The 17,567-nt window shown below is 61.4% G+C and carries 18 protein-coding genes; 13 read left to right on the forward strand and 5 right to left on the reverse strand.

The window, feature by feature from the left end; genetic code table 11:
* Positions 1-393: 393 nt before the first annotated feature.
* Positions 394-1,044 carry a LuxR C-terminal-related transcriptional regulator gene (locus ACLGGT_RS10715; RefSeq protein ID WP_198385530.1) on the forward strand — a complete coding sequence of 217 codons (651 nt, stop codon included), beginning with the start codon at positions 394-396 and terminating at the stop codon, positions 1,042-1,044.
* A 409-nt stretch (positions 1,045-1,453) separates the two neighbouring features.
* Here the strand turns inward: ACLGGT_RS10715 and ACLGGT_RS10720 are convergent, their stop codons facing one another.
* The 3 genes from ACLGGT_RS10720 to ACLGGT_RS10730 form a co-directional block, all read right to left on the reverse strand.
* Entirely contained in the window at positions 1,454-2,743 is a 1,290-nt protein-coding gene (locus ACLGGT_RS10720; RefSeq protein ID WP_437196041.1) for an NAD(P)H-dependent oxidoreductase, read from the reverse strand.
* A 164-nt stretch (positions 2,744-2,907) separates the two neighbouring features.
* Positions 2,908-3,600: an anti-sigma factor gene (locus ACLGGT_RS10725; RefSeq protein WP_437196043.1), complete on the reverse strand. Its 693-nt coding sequence runs from the start codon at positions 3,598-3,600 to the stop codon at positions 2,908-2,910.
* The gene (locus ACLGGT_RS10730; RefSeq protein WP_081507716.1) at positions 3,597-4,112 is read right to left on the reverse strand and encodes a sigma-70 family RNA polymerase sigma factor; all 516 of its coding nucleotides are present in this window, start codon (positions 4,110-4,112) and stop codon (positions 3,597-3,599) included. Before ACLGGT_RS10730 ends, ACLGGT_RS10725 begins: the two co-directional genes overlap by 4 nt.
* A gap of 221 nt (positions 4,113-4,333) precedes the next feature.
* Here ACLGGT_RS10730 and ACLGGT_RS10735 point away from each other — a divergent pair, with 221 nt between their 5' ends.
* Positions 4,334-5,188, forward strand: coding sequence for a DUF4394 domain-containing protein (locus ACLGGT_RS10735; RefSeq protein WP_081507717.1), 855 nt, complete (start codon positions 4,334-4,336; stop codon positions 5,186-5,188).
* 271 nt (positions 5,189-5,459) lie between these two features.
* Here the strand turns inward: ACLGGT_RS10735 and ACLGGT_RS10740 are convergent, their stop codons facing one another.
* Both ACLGGT_RS10740 and ACLGGT_RS10745 read right to left on the reverse strand, forming a co-directional pair.
* Positions 5,460-6,827, reverse strand: a complete 1,368-nt coding sequence (locus ACLGGT_RS10740) for a sensor histidine kinase (RefSeq protein WP_437196044.1) — start codon at positions 6,825-6,827, stop codon at positions 5,460-5,462.
* Positions 6,824-7,483 carry a response regulator transcription factor gene (locus tag ACLGGT_RS10745; protein WP_151978300.1) on the reverse strand — a complete coding sequence of 220 codons (660 nt, stop codon included), beginning with the start codon at positions 7,481-7,483 and terminating at the stop codon, positions 6,824-6,826. The genes ACLGGT_RS10740 and ACLGGT_RS10745 overlap by 4 nt, the downstream gene beginning before the upstream one ends.
* A gap of 145 nt (positions 7,484-7,628) precedes the next feature.
* Between ACLGGT_RS10745 and ACLGGT_RS10750 the strand changes: the two genes are divergently transcribed.
* From ACLGGT_RS10750 to ACLGGT_RS10800, 11 genes are all read left to right on the forward strand, one after another.
* Entirely contained in the window at positions 7,629-7,910 is a 282-nt protein-coding gene (locus ACLGGT_RS10750) for a PepSY domain-containing protein (protein WP_437196045.1), read from the forward strand.
* On the forward strand, positions 7,903-8,559 hold the full coding sequence (locus ACLGGT_RS10755; RefSeq protein WP_437196046.1) for a cytochrome b/b6 domain-containing protein: 657 nt from the start codon (positions 7,903-7,905) through the stop codon (positions 8,557-8,559). Before ACLGGT_RS10750 ends, ACLGGT_RS10755 begins: the two co-directional genes overlap by 8 nt.
* Before the next feature lie 170 nt (positions 8,560-8,729).
* On the forward strand, positions 8,730-9,083 hold the full coding sequence (locus ACLGGT_RS10760; protein WP_437196048.1) for a hypothetical protein: 354 nt from the start codon (positions 8,730-8,732) through the stop codon (positions 9,081-9,083).
* Positions 9,084-9,156: 73 nt separating this feature from the next.
* Positions 9,157-9,627, forward strand: coding sequence for a DUF2271 domain-containing protein (locus tag ACLGGT_RS10765; RefSeq protein ID WP_081507723.1), 471 nt, complete (start codon positions 9,157-9,159; stop codon positions 9,625-9,627).
* Positions 9,628-9,638: 11 nt separating this feature from the next.
* The gene (locus ACLGGT_RS10770; protein ID WP_437196050.1) at positions 9,639-11,846 is read left to right on the forward strand and encodes a PepSY domain-containing protein; all 2,208 of its coding nucleotides are present in this window, start codon (positions 9,639-9,641) and stop codon (positions 11,844-11,846) included.
* On the forward strand, positions 11,827-12,771 hold the full coding sequence (locus ACLGGT_RS10775; RefSeq protein WP_437196052.1) for an FAD:protein FMN transferase: 945 nt from the start codon (positions 11,827-11,829) through the stop codon (positions 12,769-12,771). The genes ACLGGT_RS10770 and ACLGGT_RS10775 overlap by 20 nt, the downstream gene beginning before the upstream one ends.
* A gap of 266 nt (positions 12,772-13,037) precedes the next feature.
* A complete protein-coding gene (locus ACLGGT_RS10780) occupies positions 13,038-14,102 on the forward strand; it encodes a TRAP transporter substrate-binding protein (protein WP_081507726.1) in 1,065 nt (354 codons plus the stop codon).
* Between the two features lie 20 nt (positions 14,103-14,122).
* The gene (locus tag ACLGGT_RS10785) at positions 14,123-14,626 is read left to right on the forward strand and encodes a TRAP transporter small permease subunit (RefSeq protein ID WP_254700093.1); all 504 of its coding nucleotides are present in this window, start codon (positions 14,123-14,125) and stop codon (positions 14,624-14,626) included.
* A gap of 9 nt (positions 14,627-14,635) precedes the next feature.
* Entirely contained in the window at positions 14,636-15,631 is a 996-nt protein-coding gene (locus ACLGGT_RS10790) for a TRAP transporter large permease (RefSeq protein WP_437196054.1), read from the forward strand.
* Complete coding sequence (locus tag ACLGGT_RS10795) at positions 15,631-15,960, forward strand: TRAP transporter large permease subunit (protein ID WP_437196056.1); 330 nt, start codon at positions 15,631-15,633, stop codon at positions 15,958-15,960. Before ACLGGT_RS10790 ends, ACLGGT_RS10795 begins: the two co-directional genes overlap by 1 nt.
* Before the next feature lie 3 nt (positions 15,961-15,963).
* On the forward strand, positions 15,964-17,544 hold the full coding sequence (locus tag ACLGGT_RS10800) for a gamma-glutamyltransferase family protein (protein WP_437196058.1): 1,581 nt from the start codon (positions 15,964-15,966) through the stop codon (positions 17,542-17,544).
* The last annotated feature ends 23 nt before the right edge of the window (positions 17,545-17,567 follow it).

The following is a 17,567-nucleotide window of genomic DNA, read 5'->3' on the forward strand; positions in this document are numbered from 1 at the left end:
CCGTAAGTCGGGCGTTTTGCTGACCAAAGGGCCGAATCGGGGCCACACTAAAGTCTCAGTGAGCCCTATACTTTGGTCGGAAATGCGCTCTTTAGATTGAAATCTTTCGATTTCTTGCAGCTTATAGTTGTTAACCGATTGTTATTTGACCGACCCCCGCCGGGACAGCCCGTTCGGCCGGATTAGATCCGGTCGGGATATCTTTTGTAATTTTCCTATGCTTTCAGGTACTTTAGCCGGCCGAAGTGCAATCTGCGGCCTGTTTCCAAAATGGAAACGATGCGTTTTCCCCTAGACCAAACTCACAAAAGATTCGCGCGATACGCGAAATGTGGCAAGAATGTGCCTTGGGGCCTACCAGCCAGACCCAATGTGGCTCGGGGGAAAATTTATATGAAAAAATTACGTATTGTACTTGTTGATGATCATCCGATTGTTTTGTCGGGACTTGAAGATCTGATTGAGAAAACTGGGAAGTACGAGATTGTTGCAACCGGGCGTTCAGCAGAGGATGCCGTTTCGATTGCTCGCGCTCATGCCCCGGACCTATTGGTCATCGACCTGCAAATGCCGGGAGACGTCCAAGCGTCAATCATTGAAATAACGCGAAGACGAGACGCTCCTAGGTTGCTTGTCTTTACCGCTTCTAACCGGCTTGAGGATTGCAACGAAGCGATGGGCAACGGCGCTATGGGCTATGTCGTAAAGGGCAGCTCGGGGGGCGAACTGTTTCATGCTCTGGATTCGCTTGCTTTGGGCGAAGAGTATATTTCGCCCTGCATTGCGTTGAAGGTCATGCGTGATGCACGCAAACCCAAGCAACGCGCAGAGGCATCAGACAGCATAAGCCTGTCCTATCGCGAGGATCAGATTATCGCGCATCTGATGCAGGGCGCATCGAACAAAGAAATAGCCAATGAACTGCATTTGTCGGAAAAAACGGTGAAATATTACATGACGCAGATCATGCAGAAATTCAACGTCAGCAACCGACTGTCGGTGGTTATTGAGGCGCAGAAAACCGGCATTTCGCGCAGTGCTTAATTGGGTTCCCCGTCACGTTGTGTAACGGAAAGGTAGTGTCTGCGCGCTGAGTGGCGGCAGGCCTGCTTTTCCGTGATTTTCTGCATAAAAGGTTTTCAACTCACCTGACCTGCGCCGTGATTGCAGTGCCACGACTTGCACGCCCCACGCCTCGTTCGCTGCCAGGTGCCGGGCGCCTGACGGCTTAATGTTTTGCAAGTGGTCTCGTTAATCCATGAAACAAGCGATGTGACCAGCACCCGCAATAGCAGTTTCGCAAGGAGACACTAACACTACGACTGCGCGCTTCACTCTGTCAGTCGCGGAAACGTTTGGTGCATCGTCCAATCTATGCGGGGTCACTGTCAGCGGTCCTTCGACCGCCGAGCCTGCCCCTTTTGCACCACGCATCGCTACCTACGCGCTGCGATCATCCCGCGATGGCGGCACGGTAGAGGTCTGCGGCATCGTTGTCAGACAGATCGACATCGTCGAGCATCAACACCGCCCCCGCCGGAATGTCGCGCGTCACGCGCACCCCATGGGCCAGACCGATGGGCAACGCCGCGCCCGCCCGGCTAAGCGGCAGCGCCTTGCCCCAGACGGTATAGCCACCCTCGCCATCCAGCACTTCGCCGGCCTTGAGCGCGCGTTTGGCAACCGAAGCCACGGTGCCGCGCATTTCGCGCGCTTGACCCGTTGGCTCATGGCGCAGGGCCGCACTCAGGACCGAGATCGACAATTCCAACCCGATCAAATGAAAGGGTTTATACATTGACGCAAAGCGCCCAGTGGAATCCGTGGGCAGGCCGTATTGCTTGAAACAGGCCGCAGCATAGTCATTGGGGGCCTCAAGCACCACATAGACGCCCCAGCGCAGATCACGGAACACAGGCCGCCCGTCGCGCTCAAGTGACGACACGGTTTCGACCATGCCGCGCCGGTCCAGTTGCCCGCCCACCGCACGCGGGCGCAGCACATGCGCCAAATCGTCCACGCCGCATGGGGGAAAGCTGAGGCCGTTGTCGGGGACATCGAGACCGCAGGCATTGGCAATCGCCACCATTTCGATGGCGCTTTTGGTGCCATCGAGAAACGAGTTGAACATCTGCGGATTCATGCCCGCCGCTTCTGCCTCTTGTGCGGTCAGGCCATAATGCGACCACACGTCATCGGGGGTCACGGCGTGATAGGCGGGCAGGTATTTGGTGCCCTTTCCCGCCGCTGTAACGTGAAATCCAGTGGCGCGCGCCCAATCGACCATGTCAGACACGAGCGCGGGTTGATCGCCATAGGCCATAGAATAGACCACACCCGCAGCGCGCGCCTCGGCGGCAAGCGTGGGGCCTGCCAGCACGTCGGCCTCGACATTCACCATCACCACATGCTTGCCGCCTGCAATGGCAGCGCGCGCATGAATAATCCCGGCGCGCGGGTTACCGGTGGCCTCAATCATCACATCGACATCGTCCCGGGCGGCAAGTGCTGCGCCGTCGTCAATATAGGCGGTGTTGGCGATGCGGGCCTCGTCCCAACCGACTGCGGCGCAGGCTGATTTGGCGCGGTCAGGGTCAAGATCCGCAATCGCCGTCACCTCAAGCCCCGCGATGGTCGGCACTTGGCTAAGGAACATCGAGCCGAACTTGCCCGCGCCAATAAGCCCCACCCGCACGGGATGCCCCCGTTCTGCCGCCTCAGAGGCCAGTCGCGCAAGGTTCATGTCTTGTCTCCACTTTCATCCCAAGGGTCGCCGTATCGAGGCTGCGACCGGGGTCATTTTCCGAACTTCACTTGATCATATCGGGCAGACCCCCGACAAGCGGATTTGAAAGTGGCCTGTCCGCTATTTGATTTCGCAGACCTTTGCATGAATGCGACGGCCCGTCACGGCACAGCAGTGACGCCTGGAATATCGACGGTGCCAAAGACGCGCCCGGAGGGTCTGCCTGTTGGCGAGCCGCCCGGTGGTTCTTCGGAAATGCCCAAAGTCAGCGTTCCGCGTACCGCCGCAATCTCGGGCGGAAGCGCCAGTGCGATGCTCTCGCCATCCGGCCAAAGGCCCACGGATTGTGCCGGCTCTCCCGGACCATGCGCCCAAACCTGCAGGATGCGTCCCGAAGGTGCGGCCCCTGCGGTGCGTGTCAGAACGACCTCATCCCGTACCTTGTCTACCAATGCGATGACCCGGAAATCGCCCGCGTCCGTGGCGATTTCCGCCGCGTAGAGTGGGCCACCGGTGGGCTGTGTCTGCGGCCCCAAATCGAGCACCGCGAGCGCAACGGCAGCCGCGATAGCCCCGCCGCTCAGCACCTGCCAAAACCCAAGACGCTGCCAGAGCGATACGCGCGCAGGCTCGGGGAAGAGCCGCTGCAAAAGCGCGCCCCGCGCCCTTGCGGGCGGCGCAACCGGATCGAGATCGGCCAATGGTGCAAGCTGCCTCTCCCAGTCCAGCACCCGTGCGGCAAAGACGGGGTCAGTGGCGATGCGCATGCGCGCCGCCTCTTGTGCCTCTTCCGCGAGCAGGCCAATCGCATATTCTGCCGCCAGCATGTCATCATCATCCATGGGATCGGTCATCGGGTCATACACTCCCGCAGGGCCGCGAGCCCGCGTCTGAGCCAGGTGCGCATGGTGTTGAGGGGAATATCCGCACGCGCGGCTAATTCGGCATAGCTGAGACCGTCCAGATAAGCGCCGGTGATGGCCTGCCGCCGCTCTTGTTCCAGCTCTTCAAGGCATCGTTGAATACGTCCCGCCTCTGAGCGCGCGAGAGCCACCTGTTCGGGATTGCCCCCCGGTGCGGCGATCCCCTCGTGATACTCTTCAATATCACGGTGCTGCCGCCGCGCCCTGAGCCGGTCAATTGCAGTGTTACGCGCAATCGTGATGAGCCACGTCATCGGCGAATGCCCGGTGACGCGGTAACGCCCGGCATGGGCCCATATCTTGACGTAAGCGTCCTGCATCGCGTCCTCGGCGGCATGATCCTGACCCAAGACACGGGCGCAGACCGCATAAAGTTTCGCACTCGTGGCATCATAAAGCGCCGCAAAGGCAACACGATCCCCGAGTGCACACCGGGAAATCATGTGCTCAAGATCCTCGGCTGTGTTCCCCGCACCCGTGGAAGAGCGGGGATCAGCACCGCTTGTCGCGGACCCTAGGGGCGTAGTCTTGGGATTCGTGGCGATCGTTCTGACCCAATCTCAAAAAATTTTCCACGCCCTGAAACTTCTGTTCCTGTCGAGTCGTGGCTTTCGCAAGTTGGTCCGCATTGGGCGGCCCAATGCAAGCAGAAAGGACCTATTTCATGTCGTTCAAGACCACTTTTGCCCTGACCGCCGTCGCATTCTCGCTTGGCTCTGCCGCGCAGGCCGATGACCATGCGGGTCTGCGAGGCTACGCGCTGGCTCAGGATGGCGGCACGCTTGTCACAATGGCGGACCTTGCCCAGCCCGGCACGGTCGAGACCTACGCGCTTGAAATGCCACTGCGTGCGATTGCGTATCGCCCGGTGACCGGCCAGCTTCTGGGCTATGCGGATGGGGCGATTTACGAGGTCGATCCGGCGTCGGGGAAACTCACGGATCTGGGGGCAACCTTTATGGCGGATGCGGTGATCGCTGAGGGTGCCGTGGCATTTGATTTCAACAATCAGATCGACGCGGTGCGCGCGGTCGGGGCCGATGGTTCCAATCTGGTCTACTTTCCGCAAGGCTTTGGCGATAACGACGAGCGCGCCAACTCTGTTCGCCGCTTTACCGATGCTTTCTACGTCGCGGGCGATATGTCTGCGGGGTCTGACCCCGTGATCTTTGCAAATGCCTATACCAATGCAATTGCGGGCACCAAGGCCGGGTCGACAGCACAATACGCGCTGGACGCAGGCGCGAATGCGCTGGTCACATTGGCGAACAATGCCGGTGAACTGGCAAGCGTTGGAAATCTGAGCATCGAGGGTGCAACCGTGGACGTGTCTGATTGGGGCGGCTTTGACATCGTGTCGCCCGAAGAGGGCAAGGACATGGCCTATGCTATCCTGCAAATCGAGGGTGCAGAGACGGCCGGGCTGTATGCCGTCGATCTGGGTACGGGCGCGCTCACCGAAATGGCCGACCTTGGCATGGGTGGCTTTACTGGATTTGCGGTCGCGCAGGCGCAATAGCCCCGGCATACGCCGCCTAGGGCGCGTATTTTAATGCGTAATACCCCCGGTCATCGACCGGGGGTTTTGTGCGGCTGCGTCACCGTGTTCGTGGCACCCTGTTCTTGGCAGTGCAGTGTGGATGCGATGTCGTGCAGGTCTTGTGCGGCATTCTTGGCGCGCTGCGCGTGTCGCGCCTTTGCAGATCTATGCTCAAGTATCTGATATAAATTCAGTTGTGTTTCGGCCTGCCAATCTCAACTAACGTCATAACAGACGCGCCAAGTCGCTCTTAGGTAGCACTGGTGATGTGCGGCGTTTCGCTGTCCGTAGTCTCTGTCGGGAGCACAATAGACGCTTGGAACCCGGATGCCGCCCCCGGACGCGGCGACTCCAGACAAAGCGGGCTTCCGATCCGGTTTGCGATGGCGGCAACGATGGCAAGACCCAGCCCACTGCCATCCGCGCTTGCGTGCGCACGCTCAAACCGTGCTGTCAGGCGGTTGAGCGTCTCGCGCGGCAGAACTGGCCCCTCGTTGGCCACCGCCAGCCGTCCGACTGCTGTCAGGGTCACATCGACCGGGCCGCTTGCCGCCCCATGGCGGAGCGCATTTTCCACAAGGTTACGGCAAAGGATCGCGAAGGCATCCGGGTCGATATCCGACAGAACGGCAGTGTCTGGTAGGGTGAGCGTGATGCGCCCCGGTGTGGCCATGCGCCCCAGATCGTCTACCACCAGACGCGCGACCTCTCTCAGATCGGTGCGATGGTCCATGCGGAGCTGCCCGCCTTCAGCGCGCGCAAGCTGCATGAGGCGTTCGGAAAACCGCGTCAGGCGCTTGAGCGTCGTCTCAATCTCTGCGGCGCGCGCCTCTGTGGCGGGGTCTGATGTTTCGGCCCTTAGACGTTGCGCCTGCGCGATGGCCCCGGCGAGAGGTGTCCGCAGCTCATGCGCGGCGTTCGCCGCAAAGCTGCGTTCGGCCTCGAACGCGTCGCGCAATCTAGAGAGCAAACCGTTCAAGGTTGCCGCCAGCGGGGCGATTTCATGGGGCAGGTCGTCCGCTGGAACCTCTGAGAGATCCCGCGCGCCGCGCGCTTCAAGTTTGCTGCGGAACCGGCGCAGAGGCGCAAGGCTGAAACGAACGGCAAGGATTATGGCGGCAAGGGCAATTGGCAGCACGACCAACAGCGGCAGGCCGAGGCCCATCTGGATTTCCCGCGCGACAGAGGCGCGATGCTCCAGCGGTTCGGCCACGGTGATGCGGATCGTGTCCTGAAGTGCGGCGTCACTATAAAAGCGATGGCTGGCCGTTTCGTGAAATCCGGCCCCGGTCCAAGGTGGGAACATGGCCGCATCGGCGGCATGGGATTGCAGCAAGACACGCCCCTCGTCATCACGCACGAGATAGGTAAAGAACTCGTCATGTGCGCGGATCGGGGCCAGACGCTGTGTCACGCCTTGGTCTTCTCGCCCGATGATGTCTGTCACGGCTAGGGGCAGGATGCGTTCTGCGGTTTCGCGCAGGGCACTGTCGAACACTTCATCCATTTCGCCCCGGACGATCAGGGCCGTTACCGAGGCGGCGGCCAGCCATAAGATCGTCAGCACAAGACCAAGCGTGAGACCTAGCCGCGCCTGAAGGCTTGCGGGCCACCTCATGCTTTGCCCAAGCGGTAGCCCATGCCGCGTTCTGTCTCGATAACGGCTGCGCCCAGTTTCTTGCGCAGGCGGCTGACATGGACCTCGATCGTGTTGCTCTCGACCTCGGCGTCGAATGTATAGAGCTTTTCTTCCAACTGCGCTTTGGACAAGAGCTGACCGGGCCGTGCAAGAAAGGCTTCGAACAACGCCCATTCGCGCGCGGTCAAATGGACCGGTTTGCCTTCGCGATGCACGTTGCGCGCCGCAAGGTCGATGTCCAGCAGCCCATGAGTAACGATCGGGTTCGGATTGCCGCTATAGCGCCGCGCAACAGAGCCGATGCGCGCGGATAACTCTGCCAGATCAAAGGGTTTCACCAGATAGTCATCGGCACCCGCGTTGAGCCCTTCGATCCGGTCGGAAATCTGGTCGAGCGCAGTCAGGATGATCACGGGGGTCACGTCGCCCCGCGCGCGCAAGCCTTTGAGAAAGCCGATGCCGCGCCCATCAGGCAGCATGAGGTCAAGCAGGATCAAATCATAGGATGCGCTGCGCTGTGCCTCATGTGCGGCATCTAGGCGCGTGACCCAATCGACCGACTGGCCATCGCCCGCGATCTGGTCGCGGACGGCTGCGCCCAGAACCGTGTCATCCTCGATCAGCAAGATGCGCATGCGTGTTTTTCCTTTCTACCGGGACCCGGTTCTTGGCAGGTCAGGCTGACGCAAAACTGACGTGTACAGCCAAGTCTCTTCAGGCTCCTGTCAGCTTTGTCGCGCATCTTTGCTGTCACATTAGCCGCAAATAGGAGTTTGGCCCATGAAGAAGACCATGACAATTCTGGGATTTCTCGCGGTGTTTCCGGCCGGTGCCGCGCTGGCAGATGATGACTGCTTTGTACCGATGGCCGATTGGCAACCCCGCGATGCTGTGGCCCGACTGGCCCAAGAGCAGGGATGGACCGTGCGCCGCATCAAGATCGACGATGGTTGCTACGAGATTGACGGTCGGGATGCGACGGGCCGACGGATCGAAGTAACGGTCCATCCGGCAACACTTGAGGTGATCGAGGTCGAATATGAGGACGAGGACGATGAGTGACGCAAAACCGCAAGCTGCAGGGCAAGCGGGCATCGGCCGTGCCGCAGAGGTCAGGGTCTGGGACCCGGTCGTGCGGCTGTTTCATTGGAGCCTTGTCACTACGTTCGCCGTGGCATGGCTAAGCGCGGAGGATCTCGACAGGCTGCATGAAATTGTGGGCTATGTCGTCATTGGCTTGATCGTCCTGCGCGTTATCTGGGGCCTTGTCGGGGGGCGCTACGCGCGATTTTCCCAGTTTATAAAGGGCCCGCGCGCGACGATGTCCTATCTTGGCGATATCGCACAGGGCACCGAGCGGCGCTATCTTGGCCATAACCCGGCCGGTGCGGCCATGGTGGTGGCGCTGCTGGTGACGCTGTCAGGCACGGCTGTAAGCGGTTGGCTTATGGCAGAACCGGGCCGTTTGGCATTGCTGCCCGATATGCCGCAGATTGTGGCACCCGCCTGGGCGGATGACGATGGCGCTTACGATGGCGGGGCAGAGGACCTGCTGGAAGAGGTCCATGAAACGCTGGCCAACCTGATGCTCGTGTTTGCGGCGCTGCACGTGGGAGGGGTCGTGCTGGCCTCTGTCCGGCACCGCGAAAACCTTGTTCGGGCCATGGTCACGGGGGACAAGCGCGCACCTGAGACGGGGGATGTCGCGTAAGACTCACGAAACACAATCGCTGGCTGCCGCTGCGTTTGCATAAGGCCCCGCTGTCACCGGCGGGGCCATTTTCTTGCTGACGCCAAGCTGAAGCGGAAATCTCTGCGCTGTCAGGGTGGCCTCAGGTCGGTGCGCAAGATTGGGCGCAGCAGACAAAAGGAGACCCTGCCATGAAAAAGACCCTGATATTTCTTGTCGCCTCGACCGCGCTCACTGCCGCGATTGGCGTCCCGGCTTGGAGTGCGATGCGCGCACCTGAGGGCGAGGGCCTTTGGCCGCGCGTCGCGCTTTTTGAGGAAGGATCGCAAGCGCTGCCGCTCCTGCGCGTGAGCGATGATGATGATCGTGATGACGACGATGACCGTGATGACGACGATGACCGTGATGACGACGAAGATGATGAGGACGAAGACGAAGAGGATGATCGCGGTGGTGCCCGCAATCCTGCCCCCGCCAGCACAGTCGCGCCACCTCAGAACGGTCTCTTTGGCACCGGCACCCTGCCGCAAGTCAAGGTCAATTGATCCCTTCCGCGGCGCGGCGAAGACAGCTGCGCCGCAGGTGGAACACCACCCCTCCAATACAAGGAATTTACGGATGAAATCGAACCTCGCAACGCTCGCTCTTGCCGCCGCGCTGACACTTCCCGGATTTGCCATGGCCCGTCCGGTGACACTGACGACGACGCTAAGCACCTATGGCGGAGACGGCGCATATCTGGTGCTCTACGTCACTGATGCGTCAGGGGCCTATGCTGGCAGCCTGTGGATGGCAGGCGGAAAATCCAAATATTACGAGCATTTGAGCGATTGGTATCGCGCCACGGGTGGCGACACCGCGCAGGTCAACGGCATAACCGGTGCCAGCGTCGGAGCGGGCCGCACGCTCGAAATCACGCTTGATATGGCGGATGCGCTTTTTGATGCGGGCTACACGCTTCACGTCGATGCCGCCGTCGAGGACATGCGCGATAGCCCCAATGAGGTGGCCGTGCCCCTGACAACGACAGGCGCGGGCACGCCGGTGCGTGGCCGTCGCTACGTGGCCAGCTTTGCCTACGATATGTGAGGAGAGGGGCCATGATCCGCGCAACCCACCGCTGGCCGGGCATCTTGGCCCTAGCGCTTCTTTGTATCTTGTCCCTGAGCGGCGCGGCGCTGTCAGTCTTTCCTGCGGCGGAGCGCCTGACCGCGCCTCAGGCAGAGGTCGGGCTGACAGTCGCCGTTCTGGCGGATCGCATTCAAGCGGCCTATCCGGGTGTCGAGCAAATCCGGCGCGCACCTTCGGGGCGGATTACGGCCTATTGGTTCGATCAGGGCATACCCGGTGCCGCTGTGATCGATCCTGCAACCGGGCAGGGCGTGGCCTTGGCCGATCCCAACCCGGTGTTGCGGTGGCTGACCAACCTCCATCGCTCGCTCTTCCTTGGGGATGCGGGGCGCATCACCATGGCGATGGGGGCGGTGGCGATGCTGGTTCTGGCGCTCTCGGGCGTGGTGTTGGTTGTGCGGCGGGTAGGGGGCTGGCGGCGCTGGTTCGCGCGCTTGCACGGGCCGCGCGCCAATCGTCTTCATGTTGAAATCGCGCGCATCGCCGTCACCGGCCTTGTCTTGTCATCCGGCACGGCCCTCTGGATGACGGCCTCGACGTTTGCTCTGGTTCCGGACAGCGGCCCCGCACTGGCCATGCCAGCAGAGGTGAGCGGCGAGATGGGGTTTGCATTGGCCCACATCCCGGTCTTGGGCCAGACACCGGTCACTACGCTGCGCGAACTAAGCTTTCCCTTTCCGGGTGATGCGACGGATGTCTATACGCTCCGGACGGATCACGGCATGGGCTATCTCGATCAGGGCACTGGCGCGCTTCTTGGCTGGGAGAACCTGACCGGGTGGGCGCGTCTATCGGAAATAATGATCATGCTGCACACGGGACGGGGTGCGGCCGGGCTGGGGCTGATCCTTGGTCTCTTGACCCTTGGGGTGCCAGCACTGGGCGTGACGGGGCTGTGGGTCTGGCTTGCAGGGCGCCGCGGGCGGCCTCGTATACGGGGCAATCAGCCCATGTCGCGCGCCGATACGATCGTCTTGGTTGGCAGCGAGGGGGGCAGCACTTGGGGGTTCGCCGCTACACTTCATGCTGCACTTACAAACGCCGGTCAGCGCGTTCATATCGGCCCGATGTCAGCTTTTGCGCCAGAGCGCTATGCTGCGGCCCAAAGGATCATCCTGCTTGCGGCGACCTATGGCGATGGCGCGGCCCCCGCCTCTGCCACCGGGTTTCTCGCGCGGCTGCGCGCGCACAACACTGCGCCCCGTATCCCGCTCGCCGTGGTTGGCTTTGGCGACCGCAGCTTTCCAGCCTATTGTGCCTTTGCGGAAGAGGTCGCGGCGGTGGCCGATGCACAGGGCTGGCCCCAATTGGTGCCGTTCGATACGGTCAATCGCCAGTCGCCGCAGGATTTTGCCCGCTGGGGCCGCGCGCTTGGCGAGGCTTTGGGGATTGCGCTCGACCTCTTCCACCAATCCGTGCCGCCGCGAACTGAAACGCTGACTCTCGTTTTGCGTCGGGACTATGGTGCCGAGGTGCAGGCCCCAACTGCCATCCTGCGCTTTGCCCTGCCGCGCGTCTCGCTCTGGCAACGCGTGATCGGTGGGGGCTTTGCCCGGTTCGTGGCGGGTGACCTGATCGGCATCCTGCCCGAGGGCAGCACCCTGCCGCGGCTCTACTCACTCGCCTCTGCGCGGCGCGACGGATTTCTTGAGATTGTTGTCAAGAAACACCCCGGCGGCCTTTGTTCGGGTCAGCTTGCGGCGCTGGAGCCGGGCGACAGGGTGCGCGCATTCCTGCGTTCCAATCCGGGCTTTCATGTCGGACAAGACCGTGTGCCGCTCATTCTGATTGGGGCCGGAACTGGCATCGGCCCGCTGGCAGGTTTTGTGCGGGGCAATGCGCGCCACCGGCCTATTCACCTCTTTTTTGGTCTGCGCCATCCCGATAGCGATTTTCTCTATGGCGATGAGATGTCTCTTTGGTTGACGCAGCAGCGTCTGACGCGATTGGTCACGGCGGTCTCGCGCAGGGCGCGGCCCCGCTATGTACAAGACGCACTGCGGGAAGATGCGACCGAGGTTGTGCAGCTCATTCGCGATGGTGCCCGCGTCATGGTCTGCGGCGGGCGCGATATGGCGGCGGGCGTCGCGGATGCGTTGGCCGATATTTTGGCCCCGACCGGGCTTACGCCTGCGGGTCTCAAGGCGGAGGGGCGATATGTCGAAGATGTCTACTGACGGTGCGCGCAGAGCGCTTAATGGGCCGACCATGGGCACACGGTGGTCAGCGCTTTTCTTTACGGATCCCGGTTTTGACGCGGGCGCAATTCAGATTGCGCTGCAAGCGGCAGTCGATGAGGTGGATGCCCAGATGTCTACCTGGAAGGCGGGCAGTGACCTTATGCGTCTCAACGCAGCACCGGTGGACCAATGGGTGGCGGTTCCCGCGCGGCTGACAGAGGTGTTGCGCCTTGGTCTTGAGATCGGACGCGCCTCAGGTGGGGCCTTTGATATTGGCATGGGCGATGCGGTGAAGGCTTGGGGGTTTGGTCCGGCGGCAGCGGTGCCTGCGGGCATTCGCGCGGCGATGGCCGCTCAACGACACCCGGCGTATGAGGTGCTGGCCCTTGACGCGACAAATGCCCGCAAGCGCGCGCCCATCGCTCTTGACCTCAACGGGATCGCCAAGGGCTATGGCGTGGACCGTCTGGCCGAGATCTTGCGCGATCATGGGATCGCCGATGGTCTTGTCGGGATTGACGGCGAGATGCGCGCGTTTGGCCTGCGGCCCGATGGGCAGGCGTGGACTATCGCCGTCGAAGCACCGGATCGAGCATGCCGCACGCCCCATTCCCTCCTCGCGCTTGAGAATGCCGCCGTGGCCACCTCGGGTGACTATCGCCATTGGGTTGAGGTGCAGGGGCGACGTTTGTCGCACACCATGGACCCAAAGCGCGGCGCGCCTCTGGTCACCTCGCCTGCCTCTGTCAGCGTTGTGGCGCAGAGCTGTGCCGCAGCCGATGCTTGGGCGACGGCGTTGATGGTGCTGGGGCCAGAGGCCGGGGCGGAATTTGCCCGACAGCGTGGGCTTGAGGCGTTGTTTCTGTCGCGGGATGCTGCGGAAAACCTAAGACGCGTCGGGATCGGACGCCTGTTTGCCTAAAGGCCAGCGCCTCCGTTTAGAATAGAAGCTGTGCAGCCAACCGCTCGCCTCTACGGCCGCAGTTTGCGATTGCTAAGGGGTCCTGTGCCAGAGTCGAATGCTCTCGCCTTATTATCCCGCTCAAAAAATGGACAGGCTTCCGCAATATTAGGCAAAATTGCATACAAAATGCAATCGTGTGGTGATTTCTGCGCTGTGGAATCTGGTTTCTGGCCTGTGGAACGACATGGTCTGCCCATCTGCCACCGATGGAAAAGGACAGGACAATGGACAGACGCAAGTTTCTGGCGGCTACGGCCGTCGCCCCTCTGGCCGCGCCGAGCATTGCGCGGGCTCAGACCAGTTTTGCTTGGAAAATGACCAACGCTTATGGCCCCGGTTCCCCGTTCTATGTCGAGGGCCCGGGAAGCCCCAAGGATTTCTGCGACAAGGTTGCGGCGATGTCTGGTGGGCGTCTGACAATTCAACATTTTGCCGCCGGTGAACTGATCCCGGCGCTAGAAGGCTTTGATGCCGTGCGTGGCGGCGCGGTCGAAATGAATGCCGCAAACGCCTATTTCTGGGCGGGTAAACTGCCTGCGGCGCAGTATTTCACGACTGTTCCCTTTGGCATGAACTTTCAGGGCATGACGGCGTGGCTCTATCACGGGGGCGGTATGGCGCTTTGGGATGAGCTTTATGAGCCGCTTGGCCTCAAGGCGCTGCCAATGGGCAATACCGGCGTGCAGATGACCGGCTGGTTCCGTGAGCCGATCGAGAGCATTGCTGATTTCAAAGACCTCAAGATGCGTATCCCCGGTCTTGCCGGCAAGGTTTATGCGGCCTTGGGTGTCGATGTGAAACTCTTGCCGGGCGGCGAGATTTTCCCGGCGCTGGAACGCGGCGTGATTGATGCGGCGGAATTTGTCGGGCCCTATCAGGATCGTCGCCTCGGGCTGCATGATGCGGCCAAATACTACTACACGACCGGCTGGCATGAACCTTCGAACGTCACCGAACTTTTGATCAACAAGGCCGCTTGGGACACGCTGCCCGCCGATCTTCAGGCGATTGTCTCTACCGCAGCCATGGCCTGCAACCTTGAAAGCCACACATGGTGCGAGGCGAATAACGCCGCAGCTCTCAAGGACCTGGTCGAGAATGAAGGCGTGATCGCCAATACCCTGCCTCAGGACGTGGTGGACGAGTTGAAGGCGGTGACGCAAAAAGTCCTCGAAGAAGGCGCTGCCGCTGATCCGGCGACCAAAAAGGTGCATGACGCCTTTATGGCGTTCAAGGCCGAGCATGACAGCTGGGCCTCGGTGTCCGAAAAGCCGCTTTACGCTTTGTGATGCAGGCGGGGATCAAACGCGTGACGGACGGGGCCTCTGGCCTCGTCCGTGTGATCGGGCATGTGGCAGCATGGAGCGCGTTGGCGCTGGTGCTTGTCGTCGCGTTCAACGTGCTGGCGCGCTACCTCTTTTCCTATGGCACCGTCGGCTTGCAAGAGGCCGAGTGGCACATCATGGCGGTGAGCGCGCTTTTTGGCATGTCTTACGGTCTCAATCAGGGGGGCGAGGTGCGGGTCGATATTTTCTATGGGTCGATGCGCCCCAAGACGCAAGCACTGGTCGATCTCGTGTCCAACATTGCGCTTTGTGTGGTTGCGCTTCTCATTGCCTGGCTCTGCATTGCGTATGTGCAATCAAGCTACGCGATCAACGAAGGCTCTCCAGATCCCGGCGGCCTTGGCTACCGCTACTTGCTCAAAGCAGCGATGCCCGTGGCCTTTTTGCTCTTGGCTTTGCAGGCGGTCGCGATGACCGGCCACGCCGCGCTCAAGCTGATGACCCCTCTCCCAGAAAGACAGGAATAGGCACGTCCAATGCCCTACACTGAAATTCTCGCGCTCTGCATGATCGGGGCGTTCTTCATTCTGTTGCTGATCGGCATGCCGGTTGCCGTGTGTCTTGGCGTGACGGGGTTTGTATTTGGTTACATGGGCTTTGGCTCCATGCTCTTCACGCTGATGCCCGCGCGCATCTTTGGGGTGATCACCAATTATACACTTCTGGCACTGCCCCTTTTCATCTTCATGGGGATCATGCTTGAAAAATCCCGAATAGCCGAAGACCTGTTGGAGGTCATAGGCTTTGCCATGGGCGGGCTGCGCGGGGGTATGGCTCTGGCCATTATCCTTGTGGGCGTCTTGATGGGGGCGGCTTCTGGCGTGGTTGGCGCGACAGTGGTCACGATGGGGCTGATCGCCCTTGGCCCGGTGATCAAGCGCGGTTACAGCGCCAGCGTGGCCGCAGGCGTGATCTGTGCCTCGGGCACACTGGGGCAGATCATTCCGCCCAGTCTGGTTCTGATCCTGCTGGCCGACATCATGGGGCAATCCGTGGGCACGCTCTTTGCGGCGGCGCTCTTTCCGGGGCTGATGCTGGCGGGGCTGTTTGTGGGCTACGTGCTCATCCTCGGGTTTCTCTCGCCCAAGACCATGCCCGCCATCCCTCTGGAAGAGCGGGCCGCGATGCTGCGCGGTGAACTGGCAGGCAAATTGCTCAAGGTCGTGTTTCCACCTATTGCGTTGATCGTGCTGGTCTTGGGCTCGATTATCGGCGGTGTCGCAGCCCCGACCGAAGCCGCCTCCATGGGCGCGTTCGGCTCTATCGTGCTGGCGGCACTGGCGGGGCGGCTTAATCTCTCGATCCTGCGCGACGCAGTGCGCGCGGCCTTTGTGACCTCGGCCATGGTGTTCCTGATCCTGATTTTCGCACAGCCGTTCGGGTTGGCCTTTCGCGGGCTTGGCGGCGAACATCTGGTGCAATCGGCGTTCTCCAGCGTTCCGGGGGGCTGGACGGCCAGATCTTTTTCCTGATGCTCTTGCTCTTCGTGCTGGGCTTCTTTCTCGAATGGATCGAGATTTCCTATATCGCCTTGCCGCTCTTTTTGCCGATTTTCATGCAATCTGGCGCGGATCTGACATGGATCGCCATTCTGGTGGCGATGAACCTGCAAACCTCGTTTCTCACGCCACCCTTTGGCTGGGCGCTGTTCTTTCTCAAGGGGGTCGCCCCGCCCGAAGTCACGACGTCGGACATCTACAAAGGGGTTTTGCCCTTCATTGGCCTTCAGCTTGCTGCGCTCAGCCTTGTCTATTTTTCACCGGGGCTGGCCACATGGCTGCCCCAAGCAATCGGATGGTGAACCATGCTTCATGCTGCCTTGGGATATAACGGCGCGGTGTCCGCGCCCCACCGGGCCGCCGCATTGGCGGGACGGGATGTGCTGCGCGACGGTGGCACAGCGATAGAGGCGATGGTCGCTGCTGCGGCGACGATTGCGGTGGTCTATCCGCATATGAACGGCATTGGCGGGGATGGCTTCTGGCTGATCAAGCAACCGGGAAAGCCACCTGTCGGCATCTTTGCGGGCGGGCAGGCGGCGGGGCTGGCGACGCCAGAGTGGTATGCGGCGCGTGGGCATCATAAGGCAATTCCCACGCGGGGCGGTCTGGCTGCGCTGACGGTTCCCGGCACAATCGGCGGCTGGGAGGCGGCGCTTGACGTGCAGGGCACAAAGTTGCCGCTCTCGCGTCTCTTGGCGCCTGCGATTGCCTATGCCGAGCGCGGCATCGCCGTAACCGGCAATCAATCGCGCACCACGGCCGAAAAGCTGGACGGGTTGCGCGACGTGCCGGGCTTTGCCGAGACCTTTCTGATCGGTGGCAAGGTGCCAGAGGCGGGCGCGCATCTGCGCCAGTCGGCCCTTGCCCGAACCCTGCGCCATCTCTCTGACGAGGGGCTGCGCGCCTATTACGATGGCCCTCTGGCCCGCACCCATGCTGCCTATCTTGAGGAGAACGGCAGCCCGCTGCGCGCTGAGGATTTCAGCGCCTATGCCGCAGAGCAGGTGACGCCGCTGAGTTTGGAGACCTCTCAGGGGCGGCTCTACAACATGATCCCACCCACGCAGGGGGTTTCATCCCTGATGATCCTTGGTCTCTTTGACCGACTGGGTGTGACGACGGGTGACGGCTTTGATCACATTCACGGGCTGATCGAATCCACCAAACAGGCGTTCATCCGGCGCAATGCCGAATTGGGTGACCACACCCATATGGCGACACCGGCGCAGGAATGGCTAACAGATGCGGCGCTGGATATGCTGGCGGCACAGATCGACAGAACCAAGGCGCTGCCCTGGCCCTATGAGCCGAAAGAGGGCGATACGATCTGGATGGGGGCCTGCGACGCCGACGGCACGGTCGTCAGCTTCATTCAGTCCGTGTTTTGGGAATTCGGCTCGGGGCTCACCTGCACGGATACAGGCGTCTTCTTTCAGAACCGGGGTGCGGGATTTTCGCTGGCTCCGGGGCCGAACCAGCTCGCCCCCGGCAAGCGCCCGTTCCACACGCTTAATCCCGCCATGGCCGAATTGCACGACGGGCGGGTCATGGCCTATGGCACGATGGGTGGCGAAGGACAGCCCCAGACGCAATCCGCCGTGTTCACCCGCTATGTTCAGTTCGGCATGGGCCTGCAAGAGGCGGTGACAGCGCCCCGTTGGCTCTTGGGCAAGACCTGGGGGCAGGAGACGACATCGCTGAAGCTTGAGGATCGGTTTGATCCGAAGCTGGTTTTAGCGCTGCAAGACGCGGGCCATGAGGTTGAGATGATCCCTGCGTATTCGGATCTTGCGGGCCATGCCGGGGCTGTGGTGCTCCATCCGACCGGGTTGATCGAGGCGGCTGCCGATCCGCGTTCGGATGGGGCCGCGATCACTGATTGAGGTCTGGGGGCAGGGCCGGCCAG

It is taken from the genome of Roseovarius sp. MS2 (genome assembly GCF_051447875.1).
GTDB lineage: Bacteria > Pseudomonadota > Alphaproteobacteria > Rhodobacterales > Rhodobacteraceae > Roseovarius > Roseovarius mucosus_A.

Coding starts and splice junctions, on each gene's coding strand:
- ACLGGT_RS10715 (WP_198385530.1), top strand. CDS start 394: ATGAAAAAATTACGTATTGTACTTGTTGATGATCATCCGATTGTTTTG.
- ACLGGT_RS10720 (WP_437196041.1), bottom strand. CDS start 2,743: ATGAACCTTGCGCGACTGGCCTCTGAGGCGGCAGAACGGGGGCATCCC.
- ACLGGT_RS10725 (WP_437196043.1), bottom strand. CDS start 3,600: ATGACCGATCCCATGGATGATGATGACATGCTGGCGGCAGAATATGCG.
- ACLGGT_RS10730 (WP_081507716.1), bottom strand. CDS start 4,112: ATGATTTCCCGGTGTGCACTCGGGGATCGTGTTGCCTTTGCGGCGCTT.
- ACLGGT_RS10735 (WP_081507717.1), top strand. CDS start 4,334: ATGTCGTTCAAGACCACTTTTGCCCTGACCGCCGTCGCATTCTCGCTT.
- ACLGGT_RS10740 (WP_437196044.1), bottom strand. CDS start 6,827: ATGAGGTGGCCCGCAAGCCTTCAGGCGCGGCTAGGTCTCACGCTTGGT.
- ACLGGT_RS10745 (WP_151978300.1), bottom strand. CDS start 7,483: ATGCGCATCTTGCTGATCGAGGATGACACGGTTCTGGGCGCAGCCGTC.
- ACLGGT_RS10750 (WP_437196045.1), top strand. CDS start 7,629: ATGAAGAAGACCATGACAATTCTGGGATTTCTCGCGGTGTTTCCGGCC.
- ACLGGT_RS10755 (WP_437196046.1), top strand. CDS start 7,903: ATGAGTGACGCAAAACCGCAAGCTGCAGGGCAAGCGGGCATCGGCCGT.
- ACLGGT_RS10760 (WP_437196048.1), top strand. CDS start 8,730: ATGAAAAAGACCCTGATATTTCTTGTCGCCTCGACCGCGCTCACTGCC.
- ACLGGT_RS10765 (WP_081507723.1), top strand. CDS start 9,157: ATGAAATCGAACCTCGCAACGCTCGCTCTTGCCGCCGCGCTGACACTT.
- ACLGGT_RS10770 (WP_437196050.1), top strand. CDS start 9,639: ATGATCCGCGCAACCCACCGCTGGCCGGGCATCTTGGCCCTAGCGCTT.
- ACLGGT_RS10775 (WP_437196052.1), top strand. CDS start 11,827: ATGTCGAAGATGTCTACTGACGGTGCGCGCAGAGCGCTTAATGGGCCG.
- ACLGGT_RS10780 (WP_081507726.1), top strand. CDS start 13,038: ATGGACAGACGCAAGTTTCTGGCGGCTACGGCCGTCGCCCCTCTGGCC.
- ACLGGT_RS10790 (WP_437196054.1), top strand. CDS start 14,636: ATGCCCTACACTGAAATTCTCGCGCTCTGCATGATCGGGGCGTTCTTC.
- ACLGGT_RS10795 (WP_437196056.1), top strand. CDS start 15,631: ATGCTCTTGCTCTTCGTGCTGGGCTTCTTTCTCGAATGGATCGAGATT.
- ACLGGT_RS10800 (WP_437196058.1), top strand. CDS start 15,964: ATGCTTCATGCTGCCTTGGGATATAACGGCGCGGTGTCCGCGCCCCAC.